This is a genomic window from Micromonospora sp. NPDC047756 (assembly GCF_055587245.1).
The window spans coordinates 156,973-177,799 of the sequence record NZ_JBVJGQ010000001.1 but is presented as its reverse complement, the minus strand read 5'-3'; the positions used below and the strand labels follow the sequence as shown (position 1 = coordinate 177,799).

Sequence of the window (20,827 nt, the reverse complement as noted above, 5' to 3'; positions counted from 1 at the left end):
CCCCGTGACCGAGGCCTGGCGACCGGACGACGACGAGCGACGCGGAGCCATCGGCCCGGTGCGGGTGCGGGTGCCCGCGAAGGTCAACCTGCACCTGGGGGTGGGCCCACTGCGCCGGGACGGCTACCACGAGCTGAACACCGTCTACCACGCGATCTCGATCTACGACGAGCTGACGGCCCGCCGCGGTGACACCCTCGCCCTGACCATGGAGGGTGAGGGGACCGGCGAGCTGGCCCTGGACGACACCAACCTGGTGATCCGCGCCGCGCACGCTCTCGCCGGGTACGCGGGGGTGCTGCCGCACGCCCGGTTGCACCTACGCAAGCAGATCCCGCTCGCCGGTGGGTTGGCCGGCGGCAGCGCCGACGCGGCCGCCACGCTGGTGGCCTGCGACGCGCTCTGGGGCACCGGGCTGTCCCGCGACGAGCTGGCGGGCATCGCCGCCGACCTCGGCTCCGACGTGCCGTTCCTGATCTACGGTGGCACCGCGCTGGGCACCGGCCGGGGCGAGACGGTCAGCCCCGTGCTGGCCCGCGCCACCTCCTGGCACTGGGTGGTGGCGATCGCCGACGCCGGCCTCTCCACCCCGGCCGCCTACCGGGAGCTGGATCGGCTCCGCGACTCCGGTGCCGCCGGCACCCCGCTGGGCAGCACCGACGCGCTGCTGGGCGCGCTGCGCCAGCGTGACCCGAGGGTGCTCGCCCGTACGCTCGGCAACGACCTCCAGGACGCCGCGCTGGCCATGCGCCCGGCGCTGGCCGACACGCTGAAGGCCGGCGAGGCGGCCGGCGCGCTCACCGGCATCGTCTCCGGCTCCGGCCCGACCTGCGTGTTTCTCGCCGCCACCGCGGCCGACGCGGAGCGGATCGCCGCTGAGCTGACCGCCGCAGGTGTGTGCCGGGAGGCGCGGGTGGCCCACGGTCCGGTAGCCGGGGCCCGCGTCGGCTGACGACCCGTTCCACCGGAGCTGCCGGCGCGCGGCGCGGGCGTTCGAGGCTTCCGCGTACCCTTGGGAGAGGCGTCCAGGTGCCCGCCGGCACCGGGGCGCTTTGATCATGAAGGGTGGAACGTGGCGAACATCGTCAATCTGGACCGGGTGTCCAAGGGGTACGGCGCCGCCGGGCGGCTGCTCACGGACGTCTCGCTCGGCCTGGACGACGCCGACCGGATCGGCGTGGTCGGCCTCAACGGCGCCGGAAAGTCCACCCTGCTGCGGCTGCTCACCAAGCAGGAGGAGCCCGACGACGGTCGGGTGACCCACCGCCGTGACGTGCGGGTGCTCTGGCTGCCGCAGCAACTCACCCTCGCTCCCGAGGCGACCGTCCGGGACGTGGTGCTCGGCACCGCCTGGCTCGCCGAGGGCATGGGCGCCGAGCACGAGTGGGCCGGCGACTCCGGGGTGCGGGCCATCCTCGACGGCCTCGGCATGGCGCACCTCGGCCTCGACCAGCCGGTCGGCCCGATGTCCGGTGGCGAACGCCGCCGGGTGGCGCTCGCCGCGCTGCTCGTACGCGACTCCGACCTGCTCATCCTCGACGAGCCCACCAACCACCTGGACGTCGGCGGGGTCGACTGGCTGGCCCGGCACCTGGTCGGCCGCAAGGGCGCCCTCGTCGTGGTCACCCACGACCGGTGGTTCCTGGACGCGGTCTGCACCACGACCTGGGAGGTCGCCGACCAGACCGTCCGCGCCTACGAGGGTGGCTTCGCCGCCTGGACCCTCGCCCGCGCGGAGCGCGAGCGGGTGGCCGCCGCCACCGAGGCCCGCCGGCAGAACCTGCTCCGCAAGGAGATCGCCTGGCTGCGCCGCGGCCCGCCCGCCCGGACCTCCAAGCCGCAGTTCCGCATCGACGCCGCGAACGCGTTGATCGCCGACGTGCCGCCGGCGCGCGACACCATGTCGTTGCAGCGGATGGCGGTTTCCCGCCTGGGCAAGCAGGTGTACGAGCTGGAGAACGTCGAGCTGCACGCCGGCCCGAAGGAGATCCTGCGCGACACCTCCTGGCTCGTCGGCCCCGGCGACCGGATCGCCATCCTCGGTGCCAACGGCGCCGGCAAGACCACGCTGCTGCGGATGCTCGCCGGCGTCACCCGCCCCGACGGCGGTCGTCTCGGCACCGGCTCCACGGTGCGGCCCGCCTTCCTCTCCCAGGAGCTCACCGAGCTGCCCGGACACCTGCGGGTGCTGGAGGCGGTGGAGGAGGTCGCCCGCCGGGTTCAGCTCGGCGACCGGGAGGTCTCCGCCTCGCAGCTCGCCGAGGTGTTCGGCTTCGACGACCGCCGGCTCTGGACCCCGGTCAGTGATCTCTCCGGTGGGGAGCGCCGCCGGTTGCAGATGCTGCGGCTGCTGGCCGGCGAGCCCAACGTGCTGCTCTTCGACGAGCCCACCAACGACCTGGACACGGACACCCTCGCCTCGCTGGAGGACCTGCTCGACTCGTGGCCCGGCACGATCATCGTGGCCAGCCACGACCGTTACCTGATCGAGCGGGTCACCGACACGGCGTACGGGATGTTCGGCGACGGTCGACTGGTGCACCTGCCGGGCGGTGTTGACGAATACCTCGCGCGGACCGCCGAGCGGGCCGGCTCTCCCCGGGCGGGCGCGACCTCGGCCTCCGCGCCCGGCGCTCCCTCTTCAGGCGGCATGACCGCCGCCGAGGTCCGGCAGGCCCGCAAGGAACTGACCCGGCTGGAGCGGCAGCTCAGCAAGCTCGACCAGCGCGAGACGACGCTGCTCGATCAGCTCGCGGCGGACGCCACCGACTACGCCCGGGTCGCCGAGTTGGACACCCAGCTCAAGGATCTGCGCGCCGAACGGGAGCGGATCGAGGAGAGCTGGATGACCCTCGCCGAGGACCTGCCCGAGAGCTGACCGGCCGGGCGCGCCGGCCCGGCCCCCGTGTGCGGCGTCACACCACCACGTGCGAGACAATCGTCGGCGACACCTACCCCACGGCGTTGGAGACACAGACATGGCACACACCCCCGTCAACCACCCCGCGCGGCCGATCTACCGGGCGATCGGCGGGCTGACCGGTCTGTACCTGGTGGTCTTCGGTGTGCTCGGCATCATCGCCAGCACCGGCAACGAGATCCTCGCTCAGGACGACACCCGGGTTCTCGGTCAGGGCACCAACCTCGGCTTCTCGCTGTTCAGCGTGCTGGTCGGGGTCGTCGTGCTGGTCGGCACCGCGCTCGGCCGCAACATCGACGTGGCGATCAACCAGTGGCTGGCGTACGGCCTCATGGTGGTCAGCCTGGCCGGTCTCGCGTTCATCCGGACCGACGCCAACATCTTCAACTTCAGCATCACCACGGTGATCGTGGTGATGACGGCCGCTCTGGTGCTGCTCATGGTCGGCATGTACGGCAAGGTCGGCACGGACGATGAGGCGGAGGCGTTTCAGAAGGCTCGGCTGGTGCTCTGATCTTCTGGGTTGCGGTCGTGGGTTTTCCGCCGGAGCCCGAGCTGCTCCGGGCGGTCAGGCTTGATCCCTGCGCAGCTCGGGCTCCGGCGGAAAACTGACCTGGTCCAGCCAATCGGCGGATGTTTCCGGCATTGGTGTTCTTCGGACAGTCGGGTCTGGCCTGGGCGACAATCCTCCTGAAACGGTCACATCAGGGGGTCTGGGTATGCCGCATTTTCCGGTCAACCATCCGGCACGGCCGCTCTACCGGGTCCTCTCCGGGCTGATCGGCGTCTACATCCTGGTCTTCGGCGTGTGGGGTGTCGCCGAGACGATCGGGGATCCGCTCTTCGCCCGCAACAGCACCTGGGCCCTCGGGCTCCGGACCAACCTGGCCTTCTCACTCGCCTCGGTGATCTTCGGGGTCGTCCTGATCATCGGGGCGTCGCGGCGTACCAACCTCGGCCACTACATGAACCTCACAGCGGGCGTGGTGTTCCTGGTGACCAGCATCCTGACGATGTCGGTGCTGCAGACCGAGGCGAACATTCTCAACTTCTCGATGTCGACAGTGATCGTGTCGATGCTGTTCGGCCTGATCCTGCTCGGCACCGGCCTCTACGACAAGGTCGGCCCACCGGAATCCGCCGAGGCGGAGTTGGAGCACCGCAAGCACCCGGTGGCCGACGTGCACCGCCGCTGATCGGGGTCAGTTACGCCGCGCGGTGATCAGCGTGGGCTTGGCCTCCAGGTGCGACAACCCGTTCCAGGCCAGGTTGACGAGGTGAGCCGCCACCGTCTCCTTGCGCGGCTTACGCACCTCCAACCACCAGCGACCGGTCAACGCCACCATGCCGACCAGCGCCTGTGAGTACAGTTCGGCGAGCTTCGGGTCGTACCCGCGACTCTTGTACTCGGCGCCCAGGATGTGCTCGACCTGGTGCGCCACGTCGTTCATGACGCTGCTGAAGTTGGCCGTGCCGGACATCAGCGGCGACTCGCGGACCAGCACCCGGAAACCGCTGGTCTCCTCCTCGATGTAGGTCAGCAGGGCGAGCGCCGCCTGTTCCAGGAGCTCCCGCGGATGCCCGGCGGTCAACGCCGTGGTGATCCGGTCCAGCAGGGCCCGGACCTCCCGGTCCACCACCACCGCGTAGAGCCCTTCCTTGCCACCGAAGTGCTCGTACACCACCGGCTTGGAGACCTTGGCGCGGGCCGCCACCTCCTCGATGGAGGTGGCGTCGAAACCGCGTTCCGCGAAGAGTTGCCGGCCGGTCGCGATCAACTGCTCCCGGCGTTGGGCCGCCGACATGCGGACCCGGGAGGGAGCTTTGGCTTTCGGTGCCGCCGTCGGCGTCGCCCGTCGGCCGCCGACAGCTGCCGCCGTGTCGTCGCTGACCTCAGGCATGTCGCCGCCTCGCTGGCGCTCGGTGACGCCCTGCCGTGGAATGGTTCCTCCGCTGTGCCCGTTCACGTCGTCGCCTAACTGTCGGGCGGTTCGACCGCCCTGACGCGCCGTTCGACCGTACCCGGATCGGGCTCGGCTCCCCGTCCGCCGAGCCGCCTGGTCCCCCCGCATGGCTCGGTCACCCGGCCATCCTGCCAGGCGGCTTCGTCGTGCACCGCCCGGTTTCAGCGGGGTGCGACCGGCTTCACCAGCTTGGCGGCCAGGCGCTCGGGCTTTGGCCAGCGCACCTGCGTCGCCGCGCCGGTCTTCTCGAACAACCAGATCACCCGGGCGGAGATGTCCACCTGACCGCGCAACACACCGTGCCGGGCGCTGGTCGGGTCGGCGTGGTGCAGGTTGTGCCAGCTCTCGCCGAACGACAGGATCGCCAGCGGCCAGAAGTTCGACGCGCGGTCACCCTGGCGCATCGCGAACGGACGCTCGCCGTAGACGTGGCACACCGAGTTGATCGCCCAGGTGACGTGGTGCAGGAGGCCGATCCGGACCAGCCCGGCCCAGAAGAACGCGGTCAGCGCGCCCTGCCAGGACCAGGTCACCAGACCGCCGATCAGCGCCGGGCCGAGCAGCGAGATGGCCACCAGCGCGGGGAAGAGCCGGTCGACCCGGCTGATGTCCCGGTCGGCGACGAGGTCCGGTGCGAAACGCCCCCGGTTGGACAGCTCCCGGCGGAAGAGCCAGCCCACGTGTGCGTGGAACAGGCCCCGGGTCAACGCCCAGAAGCTGGTGCCGAAGCGCCACGGCGAGTGCGGGTCACCCTCCAGGTCGGAGAACGCGTGGTGGCGACGGTGGTCGGCGACCCACTGAATGATCTCGCCCTGTACCGCCAGTGAACCCGCGACCGCCAGAGTCACCCGCAGCCACCGCTTGGCCTTGAACGAGCCGTGTGTGAAGTAGCGGTGGAAGCCGACGGTGATGCCGAGCCCGGAGACGACGTACCAGACGAGTCCGATGATCACGTCGGTCCAGCCGAGCCAGCCGCCCCACGCCACCGGAACGGCGACCAGCAGAGCGACGAAGGGGATCACCACGAACGCCCAGAGGGCGGCCAGGATGCCAGGGGACTGGCTGCCGTCGGTGAGCGGTTTGGGGCCGGGGGCGGCGGTGTTGGGATCGAGAACAGCAGTGGACATGGGACCTCGCAGGGGGATGGAGACGATCACTAAGTTACGCCTACGTCACCGTAACTTACGGGACAGTAGATCGCACGGGGAAGTTTGGAATCGCCTTCGCGTAGCCGCTCGAAGTCGCAGGTCAAACGGCTCTGTGGCGGGAACCCGGTCGATCCGGTGAGGGGGTGGCCAAGGTGCGGACCGAGCGCCCCTGGAACGGTTCACGGCATCGACCGCTCGCCGTGCGGTGGGATGAGCGCTGGCGTCCGACGGCCGGGGCGCTAAGGTGTAGCGGCGGGGTGTCCATCCCTCGTGCGACGTGCTCGCGTCGCAGATCGGCCGTGGTGTAATTGGCAACACCCGGGTCTTTGGTACCCGTATTTCAGGTTCGAACCCTGGCGGCCGAGCTGCCCACCTGCGTCCGTTTTAGGGCCCGGTGGGGGTAAGAGGGGAACGTGCCGGGCCTCGCGGCTAGCATGGCCGCGAGAGTGTCCGCCGTCCCGACGGGAGCCACGTCGTGCCCCAGCCCCACCTCCGTACCGTCGTCGTGCTTGCCGCCGGTGAGGGCAAGCGGATGAAGTCGACACTGCCCAAGGTGCTGCACCCCCTGCTCGGCCGGACGCTTGTCGGTCACGTGCTGAGCGCCGCCACCCCGTTGGGCGCGGACCGCACCGTCGTCGTGGTGGGGCACGGCGCCGACCAGGTGCGGGCGCACCTGTCCGAGATCGCCCCGGACGCCACCCCGGTGCTCCAGGCCGAGCAGCTCGGCACCGGACATGCCGTACGGATCGCGCTGGAGGCCGTACCGGAAGGGCCCGGCACCGTGGTGGTGATCAACGGTGACGTGCCCCTGCTGCGCCCGGAGACGGTGGGCGCGCTGGTGACCGCGCACGAGGAGGCCGCCGCGGCGGCCACGGTGCTGGCCGCCGAGGTGCCCGACCCGACCGGCCTCGGGCGGATCGTCCGGGACGCCGACGGGCGCCTGGAGCAGATCGTCGAGGAGCGCGACGCCGACCCGACGCAGCGCGCGATCCGGGAGATCAACGCCGGTATCTACGCGTTCGACGCGGTGCGGCTGCGCGAGGCGCTGGGCAAGCTCTCCACCGACAACGACCAGGGCGAGGAGTACCTGACCGACGTCTTCGGTCTGCTTCGTTCCGCCGGCGAGCCGGTGGCGGTGCACGTCGCCGTGGACCACGTCGAGACGTTGGGCTGCAACGACCGGGTGGAACTGGCCACGCTGCGTCGGCTGCTGCGCGACCGGATCAACGAGGCGTGGATGCGCACCGGGGTGAGCCTGCTCGACCCCGCCACCACCTGGATCGACGTGACGGTCGCGCTGGACCGGGACGCGGTCGTCGACCAGAACACCCAGTTGCGCGGCGGGACGGTCATCGGCGCGGGCGCGCTGATCGGGCCGGACGTCACCCTGATCGACACGATCGTCGGCCCCGCCGCGTCGGTGATCCGCAGCCACGCCGTCGGCGCCGAGGTGGGCGCGGGCGCGACCGTCGGGCCGTACGCGTACCTGCGGCCGGCCGCCCAGTTGGCCGAGAAGGCGAAGATCGGCACGTTCGTCGAGGTGAAGAACTCGCAGATCGGCGCCGGCGCGAAGGTGCCGCACCTGACGTACGTCGGCGACGCGACGATCGGCGAGCAGACCAACATCGGCGCCGCGTCCGTCTTCGTGAACTACGACGGCGTCAACAAGCACCGCACGGTGATCGGCAGCCACGCGCGGACCGGTGCGGACAACATGTTCGTGGCACCGGTCGAGGTGGGCGACGGGGCGTACACGGCGGCTGGTTCGGTGATCGTCGACGACGTGCCGGCCGGGGCGATGGGTGTCGCCCGGGCGCGCCAGCGCAACATCGAGGGCTGGGTCGTCAAGCGGCGCGCCGGCACTGCCGCGGCGGAGGCGGCGCAGCGGGCCCGCGACGCGAAGGGTGTGGCCGGTACGCCTGGTGCCGCAAGCCACAGTGAGGCAATCCACGGGGCGACCGAGACGGTGGGCGGCGCATCCGGCACGGGAGATACTGCAACCGAATAGTCCCCGACCCACCACCACCGGGTCGGGTACCGCCGACATAACGGGAGCAGACGGGCCCATGGGCAGCATCGTCGCCGAAAACCGCAAAAGCCTGATGCTCTTTTCCGGACGTGGCTTTCCGGAGTTGGCCAAGGAGATCGGCGAGGTGCTCGGCGTCGCGCCGACGCCGGCCGACGCGTACGAGTTCGCCAACGGCGAGATCTTCGTACGGTTCAAGGACTCGGTACGTGGTTCGGACGCCTTCGTGGTGCAGTCCGTCACGCACGGGGTGAACACCTGGGTCATGGAGACCCTGATCATGGTGGACGCGCTGAAGCGGGGGTCGGCCAAGCGGATCACCGTGGTGCTGCCGTTCTACCCGTACGCCCGCCAGGACAAGAAGCACCGCGGTCGGGAGCCGATCTCGGCCCGCCTGGTGGCGGACCTGCTGAAGACCGCCGGCGCGAACCGCATCCTCACCGTCGACCTGCACACCGCGCAGATCCAGGGCTTCTTCGACGGCCCGGTGGACCACCTCTTCGCGATGGACATCCTCGCCGAGTACGTGGAGCACAAGTACGCCGGCCGGCCGATGACAGTGGTGGCACCGGATTCAGGCCGGGTGCGGGTGGCCGAGCGGTGGACCGACCGGTTGGGCGGGTGCCCGCTGGCGTTCATCCACAAGACCCGTGACCCGATGAAGCCGAACCAGGTCGTGGCGAACCGGGTCGTCGGCGAGGTGGAGGGCCGGGTCTGCCTGATCGTCGACGACATGATCGATACCGGTGGCACCATCGCCAAGGCCGCGGACATCCTCAAGGAGTCGGGCGCGGCGGAGATCGTTGTCGCGTCCACCCACGCGCTGCTGTCCGACCCGGCCACCGAGCGGCTGAAGAACGGCTCGATCAGCGAGATCGTGGTGACGAACACCCTGCCGCTCCCGCCGGAGAAGCAACTGGACAAGCTCACCGTGCTGTCGATCGCGCCGCTGCTGGCGCGGGCGATCCGCGAGGTCTTCGACGACGGCTCGGTGACCACCCTCTTCGGTGGCCTGAGCTGAGCCTGAGCCCCGTTTCCCCACTCGGCGCGCCGGTGGGGGCGGGGCTGGCAAACTGGTGGAAACGGGGCCGGCACGCTGGTGGGAGCGCCACCGACGCGCCGGCCCTGAGCCGTGATCGGGGACTGCCGGAAACCCTGGAAACAGCTCGGGTAGACTGGTGCGGTTGCCACGGCGAGGGTGCCCGGCGGGCCGCTGAAAAGCGCCGCACGGAGGCACCGTCATCGACGCGGTGCTCCGGGCAGTCGTTCATGACGCATGAGCCCCAGCGAGCCCCTCGCCCAGCACCGTTAGACGACAAGCCGCCGCAGCGAAAAGCATCAGGAGTTTCCCCGTGTCCGAGGTAAAGATCAGCGCCGAGCCCCGTACCGAGTTCGGCAAGGGTGGTGCCCGCCGTACCCGCCGGGCCGGCAAGGTGCCCGCCGTGCTGTACGGCCACGGCGAGAAGCCCAAGCACATCGCGCTGCCGTCGCGGGAGTTCGCCGCCGCGATCCGCAAGGGCGGTGCCAACCAGCTCTTCGCGATCGACATCACCGACGGCACCCAGGTGCTGGCGCTGCCGAAGGCGATCCAGCGTGACCCGATCCGCGACACCTTCGACCACGTCGACCTGATCCTGGTCCGCCGGGGCGAGAAGGTCACCGTCGAGGTCCCGGTCCAGCTGACCGGCGAGGCCGCCCGCGACACCCTGATCGTGCACGACCACGACACCCTGTCGGTGACCGCGGACGCCACCAAGGTTCCGGACCACCTCGAGGCGTCGATCGAGGGCATGGAGGCGGGCACCCAGGTGACCGCCGGCGATGTCACGCTGCCGGCCGGCGTCGAGCTGGCCGCCGATTCGGAGCTGACCGTCGCGTCGGTGACCGCCGCCCCGACCGCCGAGCAGCTCGAGGCGACGCTGCCCGACGTCGAGGTCGCCACCGACGAGGCCGAGGCCGAGGTTGGCGAGACGACCGAGGGCTCCGAGGGCGCGGACGAGGCCCCGGCCGAGGGTGGCGAGACGACCGAGGCGCGTACCGAGGCCTGATCGGTTCGTACTGTGCGACAGGCGTCCCCGGATGTTCGGGGGCGCCTGTCGGCATATCGGGAGTCGCTGCGGTGGACGTCGGAAGGGACGGGTCGTGACAGACGAGGCGGGGCCGTGGCTGGTGGTCGGCCTGGGCAACCCGGGCCGGGAGTACGCCGGCAACCGGCACAACGTCGGGTTCATGGTGGCTGAGCTTCTGGCCGGGCGGGTGGGTGCGCGCTTCGGCCGGCACAAGCGGGCGGTGGCCGAGGTGGCCGAGGCGCGGCTGGGGTTCGGTGGGCCGAAGCTGGTGCTGGTCAAACCACTGACGTACATGAACCTGTCCGGCGGGCCGGTCGCTGCCCTGGCACAGTTCTACAAGGTGCCGGCCGCGCAGGTGATCGCGGTGCATGACGAGCTGGACATCGGCTTCGGTCAGGTGCGGGTCAAGTTCGGCGGCGGCGAGGGCGGCCACAACGGCCTGCGCTCGATGTCGAAGTCGTTGGGGACCAAGGACTACGCCCGGGTGCGGTTCGGCGTCGGCCGACCGCCGGGGCGGCAGGATCCGGCGGATTACGTGCTGTCGGATTTTGGCGCGGCCGAGCGCAAGGAGTTGGATTTCCTGGTGGACCGGGCCGCCGACATGGTGGAGTCGGTGATCACCAAGGGCGTGGAGCCGACCCAGAACCTCTACCACGGCGGCTGAGCCGGGCGGGGCGTACCCGAATCGGAAACGGCGGGCCGGTAGTCTGCGCCTTTCAGCGTGCCGCGACCGGCGACGCGAGTCGCGGCGGATCGGCCCGTGCGGGCAGCGCGGCGAGGCGACGGGAGCGGACAGATGAGCAGTCCTCCGATGATCGATGGCGCGTTCGCCCGATGGTTGGCCTCCCGGGCCGGGCAGGCGCTGCTCGACCTGCGTACGGAGATGGGGTTCTCCGACGCCGGTGCGCTCAAGTCGGCCGGGGACAAGGTGTCGCACGACCTGATCCGCACGGAGTTGGCGAAGTGGCGTCCGGGTGACGCGGTGCTCTCCGAGGAGGACGAGGGGTCGCGGTTGGCCTGGGCCGCGGAGGTCAACACCGGAGCGGTGTCCCGGCTGAACGCGGACCGGGTGTGGATCGTCGACCCGTTGGACGGCACCCGGGAGTTCTCCGAGGAGGGCCGCTCGGACTGGGCGGTGCACGTGGCGCTCTGGGCCCGCAACGCGCCGAGCCCGCACGGGCTCGTCGCCGGGGCGGTGGGGTTGCCGGCGCAGCACCGGGTGCTGGGCACCGACTACCCGCCGGCGTACCCGCCGATGACCGTGGAGGCGGCGACGGCCGGCGAGCGGAAGATCCGCCTGGCCGCGAGCCGGAGCCGGCCGCCGGTCTTCCTGACCGATCTGGCCGAGGACGTCGGGGCGCACCTGGTGCCGATGGGCTCGGCCGGAGCGAAAATCGCCGCAGTGGTCACCGGCGAGGTGGATGCGTACATCCACGCAGGTGGGCAGTACGAGTGGGACTCGGCGGCACCGATCGCTGTGGCGACGGCCACCGGACTGCACGCTTCCCGGATCGACGGTTCTGCGCTGAAATACAACGAGGCGGATCCGCGGCTGCCCGACCTCCTGGTCTGCCGCAAGGATCTCGCCACCCGGTTGCTTGCAGCGCTGCAGAAACATTCCGGGTAGCCTGAGCGCACTTTCTTGACATGCCCGACCGGAAAGGTCTGGAAATCGGATGAGCGAGCGAATCGAGCCGCTGTCATGACCACCCCCGCGGCCTACCAGGTCTCCCACCTGGACGCCCTGGAAGCGGAGAGCATCTTCGTGATGCGCGAGGTGGTCGCCGAGATGGAACGCCCGGTGATGCTCTTCTCCGGTGGCAAGGACTCGATCGTCATGCTGCGGCTCGCGCAGAAGGCGTTCGCTCCCGCCAACATCCCCTTCCCGGTGATGCACGTCGACACCGGGCACAACTTCCCCGAGGTCCTGGAATACCGCGACCAACGGGTCGCCGAGCTGGGGTTGCAACTCGTGGTGGCGAGCGTGCCGGAGGCCCTGGCCAGCGGCATGGTCCGGGAGTCCGGTGACGGCATGCGCAACCGGATCCAGACACCGGTGCTGCTGGACGCCGTCGAGAAGCACCGCTTCGACGCGCTGTTCGGTGGCGCCCGCCGCGACGAGGAGAAGGCCCGGGCCAAGGAGCGGGTGTTCAGCTTCCGCGACGAGTTCGGTCAGTGGGATCCGAAGAACCAGCGGCCGGAGCTGTGGTCGCTGTACAACGGCCGGCACCATCCGGGCGAGTCGATCCGGGTCTTCCCGCTGTCCAACTGGACCGAGCTGGACGTGTGGCACTACATCGCCCGGGAACGCATCCCGCTGCCGTCGATCTACTACGCGCACGAGCGCGAGGTGATCGAGCGGGACGGCATGTTCTACGCCGTCAACGAGTTCTTCCGCCCCCGCGCGGGTGAGGAGCGGTTCAAGGCACAGGTGCGATACCGCACCGTCGGCGACGCCTCCTGCACCGCCGCGGTCCGCTCCGACGCGGACACCGTGGAGAAGGTCATCGAGGAGGTGGCGGCCACCCGGATCACCGAGCGCGGCGCCACCCGTGGTGACGACCGGGTCAGCGAGGCCGCCATGGAGGACCGCAAGCGGGAGGGCTACTTCTGATGAGTACCGAGATCGTGGCCGCCGCGAGCGCGGACGCGCGGGCTGTCGCCGGTGCCGGGTCGGAGGCCCGGCCGATGGACCTGCTGCGGTTCGCCACCGCCGGCAGCGTGGACGACGGGAAGTCGACCCTGATCGGGCGGCTGCTCTACGACACCAAGTCGCTCTTCACCGACCAGTTGGCCGCCGTGGAGGCGGTCAGCGCGGCCCGCGGCGACGAATACACCAACCTGGCGTTGCTCACCGACGGTCTGCGTGCCGAGCGGGAGCAGGGCATCACCATCGACGTGGCGTACCGGTACTTCGCCACCCCCCGGCGCAAGTTCATCATCGCCGACACCCCGGGCCACATCCAGTACACCCGGAACATGGTCACCGGCGCGTCGACGGCGGACCTGGCGTTGATCCTGGTGGACGCGCGTAAGGGCCTCGTCGAGCAGTCCCGCCGGCACGCGTTCCTCTGCTCCCTGCTGCGGGTGCCGCACCTGGTCCTCTGTGTCAACAAGATGGACCTCGTCGATTGGTCGCAGGAGGTCTACGAGCGGATCGCCGACGAGTTCACCGCATTCGCGGCGAAGCTCGACGTACCGGACCTGACAGTGGTGCCGGTCTCCGCGTTGCGCGGCGACAACATCGTCAGCCGGTCGGACAACATGCCCTGGTACGAGGGCCCGTCGCTGCTGCACCACCTGGAGCGGGTGCACATCGCCAGCGACCGCAACCTGGTCGACGTCCGGTTCCCGGTGCAGTACGTGATCCGTCCGCAGTCGACCACTGTCACCGACTACCGCGGCTACGCCGGCCAGGTCGCCTCCGGCGTGCTGAAGCCGGGCGACGAGGTGATGGTGCTGCCCTCCGGCTTCACCAGCCGGATCGCCGCCGTGGAGACCGCCGACGGGCCGGTCGCGGAGGCGTTCCCGCCGATGTCGGTGACGGTACGACTGGCCGACGAGATCGACATTTCGCGGGGTGACCTGATCTGCCGGCCGAACAACGCGCCGGCGGTGGCCCAGGACATCGAGGCGATGGTCTGCTGGATGGACGAGACGGCCCCGCTACGGGTCCGCGGCCGGTACGCGATCAAGCACACCACCCGGTCGGCACGGGCGATCGTGCGCGGGCTGCACTACCGGCTGGACATCAACTCCCTGCACCGCGACGAGTCCGCCGACGAACTGCGGCTCAACGAGATCGGCCGGGTACGACTGCGTACGACGGTGCCGCTGCTGGCCGACGAGTACCGCCGTAACCGCACCACCGGCGGCTTCGTCATCATCGACGAGGCGACCAACCGCACGGTGGGCGCCGCCATGATCGTCGAAGCCAGCTAACCCCACCCCACCCCACCCCACCCCCGCCCGAGGCGGGTGATCAAGAGCTTTGCGTCAGGATTCGGCCTGGAACTGACGCAAACCTCTTGATCACCGCCGGCCCGGGGTGGGTGGGTGGGGGTTAGGGCAGGCGGGTGGCGCCGGGGGAGGGGAGGACCGTTGCGGTGTCGGGGGCGGTGAAACCCCGTTGGGCGTACGCGTCGGACACGGCAGCGGTCACCGCGTCGGCACTGTCGACCTCGATGAGGGCCAGCACGCAGCCGCCGAAGCCGCCGCCGGTCATCCGGGCGCCCAGCGCGCCGGCGGCCAACGCTGCCTCGACCGCGGTGTCGATCTCCGGCACGGTGATCTCGAAGTCGTCGCGCATCGAGACGTGGGAGGCGGTCAGCAGCGGGCCGATGTCGCGGACCCGGGCGGCGCGGAGCAACGCCACCGTGTCCAGTACGCGCTGGTCCTCGGTCACCACGTGCCGGACCCGTCGCCGGGTCTCCTCGTCGTCGAGCCGGGCCAGCGCGGCGTCGAGCTGGTCGATGCTCACGTCCCGCAGCGCGGTGACGCCGAGCGCGTCGGCCCCGGCCTCGCAGGAGCGACGGCGGGCCGCGTACTCCCCGTCGGCGTGGCGGTGCGGGGCGCGGCTGTCGATGACCAGCACAGCCAGCCCGTCGGCGTCGAGGTCGAACGGGATGTGCTCGACCGACTCGTCCCGACAGTCGAGGAAGAGGGCGTGCCCGGCGCGGCAGCGGATCGCCGCTGACTGGTCCATGATGCCGGTCGGCGCACCCACGTAGACGTTCTCCGCCCGCTGGGCCAGTCGGGGTTGCAGTTCCGGGGCGAGCTTCAGCTCGCCGAGGTCGAGCAGGGCGGCCAGCACTGCCGACTCCAGCGCGGCCGAGGAGGAGAGCCCGGCGCCCAGCGGCACGTCGGAGGCGATCGCCAGCCGGGCGCCGGGCACCGGGTGACCGGCCTCGCGAAGCGCCCAGACCACACCCGCGACGTACGCGCCCCAGCCGGCGACGCGACCCGGCTCGGCTACGTCGTCCGCGCCGAAGGTGATCGACTCGCCGGAGAGTTCGGACCAGACCGTCCAGTGCTCGCCGTCCTGCCGGTCGGCGGCGACGACGGTGCGCATCGGCAGGGCGAAGGGCAGCACGAAGCCTTCGTTGTAGTCGGTGTGCTCACCGATCAGGTTGACCCGCCCCGGGGCGGCCCAGCGGCCGGTGGCCTCGGCACCGAACTGCGCGGAGAAGCCGGCTGCGGCCCGCTCGGCGACATCACTGCTCGGGTGGGTCATGACTGGCCCAGGATGTGCGTGCGGTAGAACGCCCAGGCATCCCCGACCATGTCGTGCAGGGTCGGCTTCTGCGGCACCCAGCCCAGCTCGTCGCGGGCCAGTGCGGAGGATGCGACCAACTCGGCCGGGTCGCCCTCGCGGCGCGGCGCGACCTCGACGGGCAGTTGGTGCCCGGTGACCTCGCGGACCACGTCGACGACCTGACGGTTGGTGAAGCCGTTGCCGTTGCCCAGGTTGTAGATCCGGTGCTGACCGCCGGTGGCCGCGTCCAGCGCCAGCAGATGCGCGCGGGCCAGGTCGGCGACGTGGATGTAGTCGCGGACGCAGGTGCCGTCCACTGTGGGGTAGTCGTCCCCGAAGAGCTGGAGCTTCTCCCGCCGGCCGGCGGCGACGTCCAGTGCGATCGGGATCAGGTGCGTCTCCGGGTCGTGCCGCTCGCCGAGGGTGATGTCGCCGTCGAGGTGGGCGCCGGCCACGTTGAAGTAGCGCAGCGACACGGCGGCCAGCCCGTGCGCGATCGCCTCGGAGGTGAGTGCCATGTCGACGGCGAGTTTGGTGGCGCCGTACGTGTTGGTGGGTGCCTTGACCGCGTTCTCGGTGATGGGCAGTTCGGTGGGGTTGCCGTAGACGGCGGCGGTGGAGGAGAAGACCATCCGGGGCACCCCGGCGGCCCGGACCGCGTCGATCAGGGCGAGCGTGCCGATGGTGTTGTTCTGCCAGTACAGCTCCGGCTTGACCATCGACTCGCCGGCGGCGATCAGGGCGGCGAAGTGCAGCACCCCGTCGAAACCGGCGTCCGCGGTGATGACCTGGGCGGCGTCGTGGATGGACGCCTCCACGTGGGTGGCGTCCGGGGCGAGGGCCTCGCGGTGGCCGGTGCGCAGGTCGTCCAGGATGACCACCTGGTGACCCGCGTCGAGCAGCATCCGGGTCACCACGCTCCCGATGAAGCCGGCGCCCCCGGTGACGAGCAGTTTCACGTCGTTGCCTCCTGCCTGGCCCGCCCGGGACGTGGCCTTCCGGTGATCACACTAGGGCGGTGGTCGGCACTCTCGCCGTCGCCACCGCCAACCCCATTCCATCATAATCTTTCATGATTAAACAGAGCCGAACATCTCTCCGCCGCTCCGCGTGATCGCCGGTGCGGTGGGCCCACGGTGTCTACCATCTCTGTCATGCGGGAAGCGGCCCGTACCGGGCTCCGGCGACACGCGCGGGCACACCCCCGCCGCGACCCTGGCCCGCTCGCCCGGGCCGTCGCCCGGGTGCTGGTTCGCGCCGCGGACGGTGCCACCCGGCTCGTCACCGATCTACTCGGGACCGGTCCGACGGCCGGCCGGGAGCACATCTCCGAGGCCGACCTGCGGGACCTTGTCGCGGCGAACACCGTGCTCGACCCGGACGAGCGGCGGATCATCGACGAGGTCCTGGTGGCCGGTGCCAGTCTGATCCGCGAGGTGATGATGCCGCGCACCGAGGTGGTCTTCCTCCCGGCACGGATGACCATCGTCGAAGCCGCCCGACTGGTCCGCGCCGAGACGCACACCCGTTACCCGGTCACCGACGGCACGCACGACGACGTGGTCGGCTTCGTGCACCTTCGTGACGTACTGCTGCGCCCGGACGCCGACCCGTGCGTCACCGTCGGCGAGTTGGCCCGGGAGGTGAAGCGGCTGCCGAGCAGCAAACGGGTGCTCGCCGCGCTGACCGAGATGCGCCGAGAGGGCAAGCACCTCGCTGTGGTGGTCGACGAGTACGGCGGCACGGCCGGGATCGTCACCCTGGAGGACCTCATCGAGGAGTTGATCGGCGAGATCCACGACGAGTACGACGCCACCCCGGACCCGGAGCGTGCCGGCCTGCCGGCCGTGGTGGACGGTCGCCTCAACCTCGCTGACTTCGCCGAGCGGACCGGGGTGGCCCTGCCCGCCGGACCGTACGAGACGGTGGGCGGGTTCGTCATGGCCGCGCTGGGCCGGCTCCCGGTGACCGGCGACGAGGTGCCGGTGCCGGCTGCGCCCGCCGAGGTCGGCGCACCCGATCCGGCCGAGCTGCCGGCCGGCTGGCTGCTGCGGGTGCTCACGTTGGACGGCCGCCGGGTGGCCCGACTCGCCGTTTCCGCCGCCCGCACCACCGATCAGCGCCGAGAGCAGAGCGCCGGCAAGCGCCGCGAGTACGACGTCACGTCGGCCCCGGCGGGCGGCCCCGAGCCGACCCGGGAGGCGGTGACGGGGCAGCACCGCCGGGTATCGGTCGGGCCGACGCGCCGGGTCGGCGCTGGCGAACCACGCGAGGTCAGCGCCCCGGCACCGGCGGGCCGGAGCCGACCCGCCGGCCCGTCATGACGGACCGGGTTGCTTGCTGACAGAATTATCGCCATGTCCGACGTTCCCGCCCGGCCCCGCGTCTTCTCCGGCATCCAGCCGACAGCCGACTCGTTCCACCTCGGCAACTATCTCGGCGCGGTGCGGCACTGGGTGGCGCTACAGGACACCCACGACGCGTTCTACTGCGTCGTGGACCTGCACGCCATCACCGCGGGTCACGATCCGGCGCTGCTGCGCCAGCGGACCCGGGTGGCCGCGGCCCAGCTCTTCGCGGTCGGGCTCGACCCGGAACGCAGCACGCTGTTCGTCCAGTCGCAGGTGCCCGAGCACCCGCAGCTGGCCTGGGTGCTCGGCTGCATCACCGGCTTCGGCGAGGCCAGCCGGATGACCCAGTTCAAGGACAAGTCGCAGAAGCAGGGCAACGAGCGGGCCAGCGTCGGGCTGTTCACCTATCCGGTGCTCCAGGCCGCCGACATCCTGCTCTACCAGGCCAACGCGGTCCCGGTCGGCGAGGACCAGCGCCAGCACCTGGAACTCTCCCGGGATCTGGCCCAGCGCTTCAACTCGCTGTTCGGCGCGACCTTCACGGTGCCCGCGCCGCACATCGTCAAGGACACTGCCAAGATCACCGACCTGCAGGACCCGACCGCGAAGATGTCGAAGTCGTCGTCCTCGCCAGCCGGCATCATCGACCTGCTCGACGACCCGGCCCGGTCCGCGAAGAAGATCCGTTCGGCGGTGACCGACACCGGTCGGGAGATCGTCTTCGACACCGAGACCAAGCCGGGTGTGTCCAACCTGCTGACCATCTACTCGGCGCTCAGCGGCCGCGGCATCGACGAGCTGGTGGCCGCCTACGCGGGCCGTGGCTACGGCGATCTGAAGAAGGAGCTGGCCGAGGTGGTGACGGACTTCGTCCGGCCGATCCAGGAGCGCACCCGCGCCTACCTCGACGACCCGGCGCAGTTGGACAAGCTGCTGGCCGCCGGCGCGGAGAAGGCCCGCACCGTGGCCGCGGCGACCCTGCGGTCCGCGTACGAGCGGGTCGGGTTCTTCCCGCCCGTGCGCGGCGAGTAGCTCCGCGGTACAGGTGGACGGCTCGGTGCTCGGAGGGGCGGCGCGAAGCGTGGATCGCAGTGGCGGGGTGCCGCCGACCGGCGACACCATCCAGATCGGCATCGCCGTGGACATCCCCGAGCCGTGGGGTGCCCTGCTCACCCGGCGGCGGGTCGAGGCCGGTGATCCGCTGGCGGTGCCCGCGCACGTGACGTTGCTCGGGCCCACCGAGATCCGGACGGCCAACCTGCCGGCGGTCGAGCGGCACCTGGCCGCCGTCGCCGCCGCGCACCTGCCGTTCACCCTGCACCTGCGGGGCACCGGCACGTTCCGTCCGGTCACCCAGGTGGTGTTCGTCGCGGTGGCCGCCGGGATCAGCGAGTGCGAGCTGCTGGCCGCGGCCATCGCCGCGGCGCCGGGCCTGCACCGCGAACTCCGCTTCCCCTACCATCCGCACGTCACGGTGGCTCAGGACGTGGCGCCGGAGGCCCTGGACCGGGTGTACGAGGATCTGGCCGACTTCTCCGCCATGTTCGAGGTCGACGGGTTCACCCTCTTCTCGCACAGCGGGCAGGCCAGGTGGCAGCCGCGTCGCGACTTCTGCCTCGGCACCTGAAACGCCGGCAACCGAGCCGTCAGCACCTGAAGCAGCGACGCGCCGGCCGGCGAGCATCGGGAGCCGGTTGCCACTACAGCGGTGGGAGATCGGCGAGGATGACCGCGTGAACGTGATCGGCCGGATCGAGACGGGCATCGACCGCTGGGTGAGCGCCGCGCGCCACCGGTCGGGGCTCTTCGATCATGTGTGGCGGGCCGGGGTGCTGTACGGCGAGGTGCTGGCCGGTCGGTTGGCCGCCGCGATCGCCTACTACGGCTTCTTCGCCGTGTTCGCCCTGGCCCTGGTCGCGTTCTCCGTCTTCGGTGCGATCCTGGAGGACAACGACGAGGTCAGCGCGGCTGCGGCCGACTTCCTCAAGGAGAATCTGCCGTTCCTGGACGCCGAGCAGATCGCCAACTCCAGCGGCACCGTCGGTGTGGTCGGCCTGGTCATCCTGGTCTTCACCGGGATCGGTTGGGTCGAGGCCATCCGATCCTCGCAGCGGCTGATGTACCAGCTCAACCAGCAGCCGGGCAATCTGGTGGTGCGGCGGCTCGTCGACTTGGGCGTGATGATCGGCGTCTTCGTGCTGCTCGGCGTCTCGGTCGCGGCGGTGGACGCGTTGGAGTCGCTGCTGCGGTTCCTGCTGCGCAGCACCGGCTCGGTGGGTCTGACCACCATCAGCGCGGTGCTCAGCGTGCTGGTCAACACCGTGCTCGCCACCGCGTTGCTGCTCGCCGTGCCCCGGCTGCGGATGAGCCGGTCCCGGCTGCGCCCGGTGGTGTTGCTCGTCGCTGTCGGCATCACGCTGCTGAACACCGTCGGCCGGTACTACGTGGTGCGGACCGAGCGGAACCCGGCGTACACCGTGGTGGCCGGCGCCGTCGGTCTGCTGCTGTACCTCTACCTGCTCAACCAGTTGGTGCTGTTCGGCGCGGCCCTCCTGGCGACCAGCACCACCGGCCGGGTGGTGGACCTGGCGGAGACCCCCGCCCCGCCGAAGGATGTCGACGAGGGCATCGACCCCGGTACGCCGGGCGGTGCGGGCTGATGACGGAAGGCGTGCAGGTGCTGATCTCGGTCGACCCGGACTCGTCGGTGCCCCCGTACGAGCAGGTGCGCGTGCAGCTCGCCGAGCTGATCGGCGACGGCCGGTTGCCGGTGGGCAGCCGGCTGCCCACCGTCCGGCAGCTCGCGGCCGACCTGCGGTTGGCCGCGAACACGGTGGCCCGCGCCTACCGGGAGTTGGAGGCGGCCGGGCTGTTGGAGACCCGGGGGCGCAACGGCACCTTCGTCGCTCCCGGGCGGGACGACGCCGTCGACCGGTTGCAGCGGGCGGCGGCCGGCTACGCGGCCGAGGCGGGCCGGCTCGGCGTGCCACCGGCCACCGCGCTCGCCCTGGTCCGCGCCGCCCTGGACGCGGTCCGCCCCGGCTGACCGGCTGCCGATGGACCGTCGGACGGGCGATAACTGAGCAGAACCGCGC

20 protein-coding genes and 1 tRNA gene are annotated in these 20,827 nt (G+C 70.9%); 17 read left to right on the top strand and 4 right to left on the bottom strand.

Annotated elements, in window-relative coordinates:
• The first annotated feature begins 4 nt into the window (after positions 1 to 4).
• The 4 genes from ACZ6NZ_RS00825 (at position 5) to ACZ6NZ_RS00810 (ending at position 4,116) form a co-directional block, all read left to right on the top strand.
• Positions 5 to 952: a 4-(cytidine 5'-diphospho)-2-C-methyl-D-erythritol kinase gene (locus ACZ6NZ_RS00825; protein ID WP_465854627.1), complete on the top strand. Its 948-nt coding sequence runs from the start codon at positions 5 to 7 to the stop codon at positions 950 to 952.
• Positions 953 to 1,072: 120 nt separating this feature from the next.
• Positions 1,073 to 2,878, top strand: coding sequence for an ABC-F family ATP-binding cassette domain-containing protein (locus ACZ6NZ_RS00820; RefSeq protein WP_465854625.1), 1,806 nt, complete (start codon positions 1,073 to 1,075; stop codon positions 2,876 to 2,878).
• 100 nt (positions 2,879 to 2,978) lie between these two features.
• Positions 2,979 to 3,434 (top strand): DUF4383 domain-containing protein, encoded by a 456-nt coding sequence (locus ACZ6NZ_RS00815; RefSeq protein ID WP_465854623.1) that lies wholly within the window; start codon positions 2,979 to 2,981, stop codon positions 3,432 to 3,434.
• 205 nt (positions 3,435 to 3,639) lie between these two features.
• Positions 3,640 to 4,116: a DUF4383 domain-containing protein gene (locus ACZ6NZ_RS00810; RefSeq protein ID WP_366605256.1), complete on the top strand. Its 477-nt coding sequence runs from the start codon at positions 3,640 to 3,642 to the stop codon at positions 4,114 to 4,116.
• Between the two features lie 6 nt (positions 4,117 to 4,122).
• Here ACZ6NZ_RS00810 and ACZ6NZ_RS00805 read toward each other — a convergent pair whose 3' ends face one another.
• Together ACZ6NZ_RS00805 and ACZ6NZ_RS00800 are read right to left on the bottom strand one after the other, a co-directional pair.
• Entirely contained in the window at positions 4,123 to 4,821 is a 699-nt protein-coding gene (locus ACZ6NZ_RS00805; RefSeq protein ID WP_366605255.1) for a TetR/AcrR family transcriptional regulator, read from the bottom strand.
• Positions 4,822 to 5,045: 224 nt separating this feature from the next.
• Entirely contained in the window at positions 5,046 to 6,011 is a 966-nt protein-coding gene (locus tag ACZ6NZ_RS00800) for an acyl-CoA desaturase (protein WP_366605253.1), read from the bottom strand.
• Positions 6,012 to 6,325: 314 nt separating this feature from the next.
• Here ACZ6NZ_RS00800 and ACZ6NZ_RS00795 point away from each other — a divergent pair.
• The 8 genes from ACZ6NZ_RS00795 (at position 6,326) to ACZ6NZ_RS00760 (ending at position 14,069) form a co-directional block, all read left to right on the top strand.
• Positions 6,326 to 6,397 (top strand) — tRNA-Gln (locus tag ACZ6NZ_RS00795).
• A 110-nt stretch (positions 6,398 to 6,507) separates the two neighbouring features.
• Entirely contained in the window at positions 6,508 to 8,040 is a 1,533-nt protein-coding gene (gene glmU, locus ACZ6NZ_RS00790) for a bifunctional UDP-N-acetylglucosamine diphosphorylase/glucosamine-1-phosphate N-acetyltransferase GlmU (RefSeq protein WP_465854620.1), read from the top strand.
• A gap of 58 nt (positions 8,041 to 8,098) precedes the next feature.
• Positions 8,099 to 9,079 carry a ribose-phosphate diphosphokinase gene (locus ACZ6NZ_RS00785; protein WP_366605249.1) on the top strand — a complete coding sequence of 327 codons (981 nt, stop codon included), beginning with the start codon at positions 8,099 to 8,101 and terminating at the stop codon, positions 9,077 to 9,079.
• 331 nt (positions 9,080 to 9,410) lie between these two features.
• The gene (locus tag ACZ6NZ_RS00780) at positions 9,411 to 10,106 is read left to right on the top strand and encodes a 50S ribosomal protein L25/general stress protein Ctc (protein WP_366605248.1); all 696 of its coding nucleotides are present in this window, start codon (positions 9,411 to 9,413) and stop codon (positions 10,104 to 10,106) included.
• Positions 10,107 to 10,200: 94 nt separating this feature from the next.
• The gene (pth, locus tag ACZ6NZ_RS00775; protein ID WP_465854618.1) at positions 10,201 to 10,791 is read left to right on the top strand and encodes an aminoacyl-tRNA hydrolase; all 591 of its coding nucleotides are present in this window, start codon (positions 10,201 to 10,203) and stop codon (positions 10,789 to 10,791) included.
• A gap of 132 nt (positions 10,792 to 10,923) precedes the next feature.
• Positions 10,924 to 11,754, top strand: a complete 831-nt coding sequence (locus tag ACZ6NZ_RS00770; protein WP_366605244.1) for a 3'(2'),5'-bisphosphate nucleotidase CysQ — start codon at positions 10,924 to 10,926, stop codon at positions 11,752 to 11,754.
• A 75-nt stretch (positions 11,755 to 11,829) separates the two neighbouring features.
• A complete protein-coding gene (gene cysD, locus ACZ6NZ_RS00765; protein ID WP_124862940.1) occupies positions 11,830 to 12,741 on the top strand; it encodes a sulfate adenylyltransferase subunit CysD in 912 nt (303 codons plus the stop codon).
• 74 nt (positions 12,742 to 12,815) lie between these two features.
• The gene (locus ACZ6NZ_RS00760) at positions 12,816 to 14,069 is read left to right on the top strand and encodes a sulfate adenylyltransferase subunit 1 (RefSeq protein ID WP_465855888.1); all 1,254 of its coding nucleotides are present in this window, start codon (positions 12,816 to 12,818) and stop codon (positions 14,067 to 14,069) included.
• 121 nt (positions 14,070 to 14,190) lie between these two features.
• Here ACZ6NZ_RS00760 and galK read toward each other — a convergent pair whose 3' ends face one another.
• Positions 14,191 to 15,360 carry a galactokinase gene (galK, locus tag ACZ6NZ_RS00755; RefSeq protein WP_465854615.1) on the bottom strand — a complete coding sequence of 390 codons (1,170 nt, stop codon included), beginning with the start codon at positions 15,358 to 15,360 and terminating at the stop codon, positions 14,191 to 14,193.
• Positions 15,357 to 16,340 carry a UDP-glucose 4-epimerase GalE gene (gene galE, locus ACZ6NZ_RS00750; protein ID WP_210784772.1) on the bottom strand — a complete coding sequence of 328 codons (984 nt, stop codon included), beginning with the start codon at positions 16,338 to 16,340 and terminating at the stop codon, positions 15,357 to 15,359. The genes galK and galE overlap by 4 nt, the downstream gene beginning before the upstream one ends.
• A 195-nt stretch (positions 16,341 to 16,535) precedes the next feature.
• On the opposite strand from galE, the gene ACZ6NZ_RS00745 reads away from it, so the two are divergent.
• The 5 genes from ACZ6NZ_RS00745 (at position 16,536) to ACZ6NZ_RS00725 (ending at position 20,778) form a co-directional block, all read left to right on the top strand.
• Positions 16,536 to 17,705: a hemolysin family protein gene (locus tag ACZ6NZ_RS00745; protein WP_465854613.1), complete on the top strand. Its 1,170-nt coding sequence runs from the start codon at positions 16,536 to 16,538 to the stop codon at positions 17,703 to 17,705.
• Positions 17,706 to 17,738: 33 nt separating this feature from the next.
• On the top strand, positions 17,739 to 18,764 hold the full coding sequence (gene trpS, locus ACZ6NZ_RS00740) for a tryptophan--tRNA ligase (protein ID WP_465854611.1): 1,026 nt from the start codon (positions 17,739 to 17,741) through the stop codon (positions 18,762 to 18,764).
• 13 nt (positions 18,765 to 18,777) lie between these two features.
• Entirely contained in the window at positions 18,778 to 19,359 is a 582-nt protein-coding gene (locus tag ACZ6NZ_RS00735) for a 2'-5' RNA ligase family protein (protein WP_387351020.1), read from the top strand.
• Positions 19,360 to 19,465: 106 nt separating this feature from the next.
• The gene (locus ACZ6NZ_RS00730; protein WP_366605236.1) at positions 19,466 to 20,392 is read left to right on the top strand and encodes a YihY/virulence factor BrkB family protein; all 927 of its coding nucleotides are present in this window, start codon (positions 19,466 to 19,468) and stop codon (positions 20,390 to 20,392) included.
• Positions 20,392 to 20,778 carry a GntR family transcriptional regulator gene (locus tag ACZ6NZ_RS00725; RefSeq protein ID WP_366605234.1) on the top strand — a complete coding sequence of 129 codons (387 nt, stop codon included), beginning with the start codon at positions 20,392 to 20,394 and terminating at the stop codon, positions 20,776 to 20,778. Before ACZ6NZ_RS00730 ends, ACZ6NZ_RS00725 begins: the two co-directional genes overlap by 1 nt.
• Positions 20,779 to 20,827 lie beyond the last annotated feature (49 nt).

What these genes read in the sequence shown, in the direction of transcription:
- ACZ6NZ_RS00815 (WP_465854623.1), top strand. Translation starts at nt 2,979, where the DNA reads ATGGCACACACCCCCGTCAACCACCCCGCGCGGCCGATCTACCGGGCG.
- ACZ6NZ_RS00810 (WP_366605256.1), top strand. Translation starts at nt 3,640, where the DNA reads ATGCCGCATTTTCCGGTCAACCATCCGGCACGGCCGCTCTACCGGGTC.
- ACZ6NZ_RS00805 (WP_366605255.1), bottom strand. Translation starts at nt 4,821, where the DNA reads ATGCCTGAGGTCAGCGACGACACGGCGGCAGCTGTCGGCGGCCGACGG.
- ACZ6NZ_RS00800 (WP_366605253.1), bottom strand. Translation starts at nt 6,011, where the DNA reads ATGTCCACTGCTGTTCTCGATCCCAACACCGCCGCCCCCGGCCCCAAA.
- ACZ6NZ_RS00785 (WP_366605249.1), top strand. Translation starts at nt 8,099, where the DNA reads ATGGGCAGCATCGTCGCCGAAAACCGCAAAAGCCTGATGCTCTTTTCC.
- ACZ6NZ_RS00770 (WP_366605244.1), top strand. Translation starts at nt 10,924, where the DNA reads ATGAGCAGTCCTCCGATGATCGATGGCGCGTTCGCCCGATGGTTGGCC.
- cysD (WP_124862940.1), top strand. Translation starts at nt 11,830, where the DNA reads ATGACCACCCCCGCGGCCTACCAGGTCTCCCACCTGGACGCCCTGGAA.
- ACZ6NZ_RS00760 (WP_465855888.1), top strand. Translation starts at nt 12,816, where the DNA reads ATGGACCTGCTGCGGTTCGCCACCGCCGGCAGCGTGGACGACGGGAAG.
- galK (WP_465854615.1), bottom strand. Translation starts at nt 15,360, where the DNA reads ATGACCCACCCGAGCAGTGATGTCGCCGAGCGGGCCGCAGCCGGCTTC.
- ACZ6NZ_RS00745 (WP_465854613.1), top strand. Translation starts at nt 16,536, where the DNA reads ATGCGGGAAGCGGCCCGTACCGGGCTCCGGCGACACGCGCGGGCACAC.
- trpS (WP_465854611.1), top strand. Translation starts at nt 17,739, where the DNA reads ATGTCCGACGTTCCCGCCCGGCCCCGCGTCTTCTCCGGCATCCAGCCG.
- ACZ6NZ_RS00725 (WP_366605234.1), top strand. Translation starts at nt 20,392, where the DNA reads ATGACGGAAGGCGTGCAGGTGCTGATCTCGGTCGACCCGGACTCGTCG.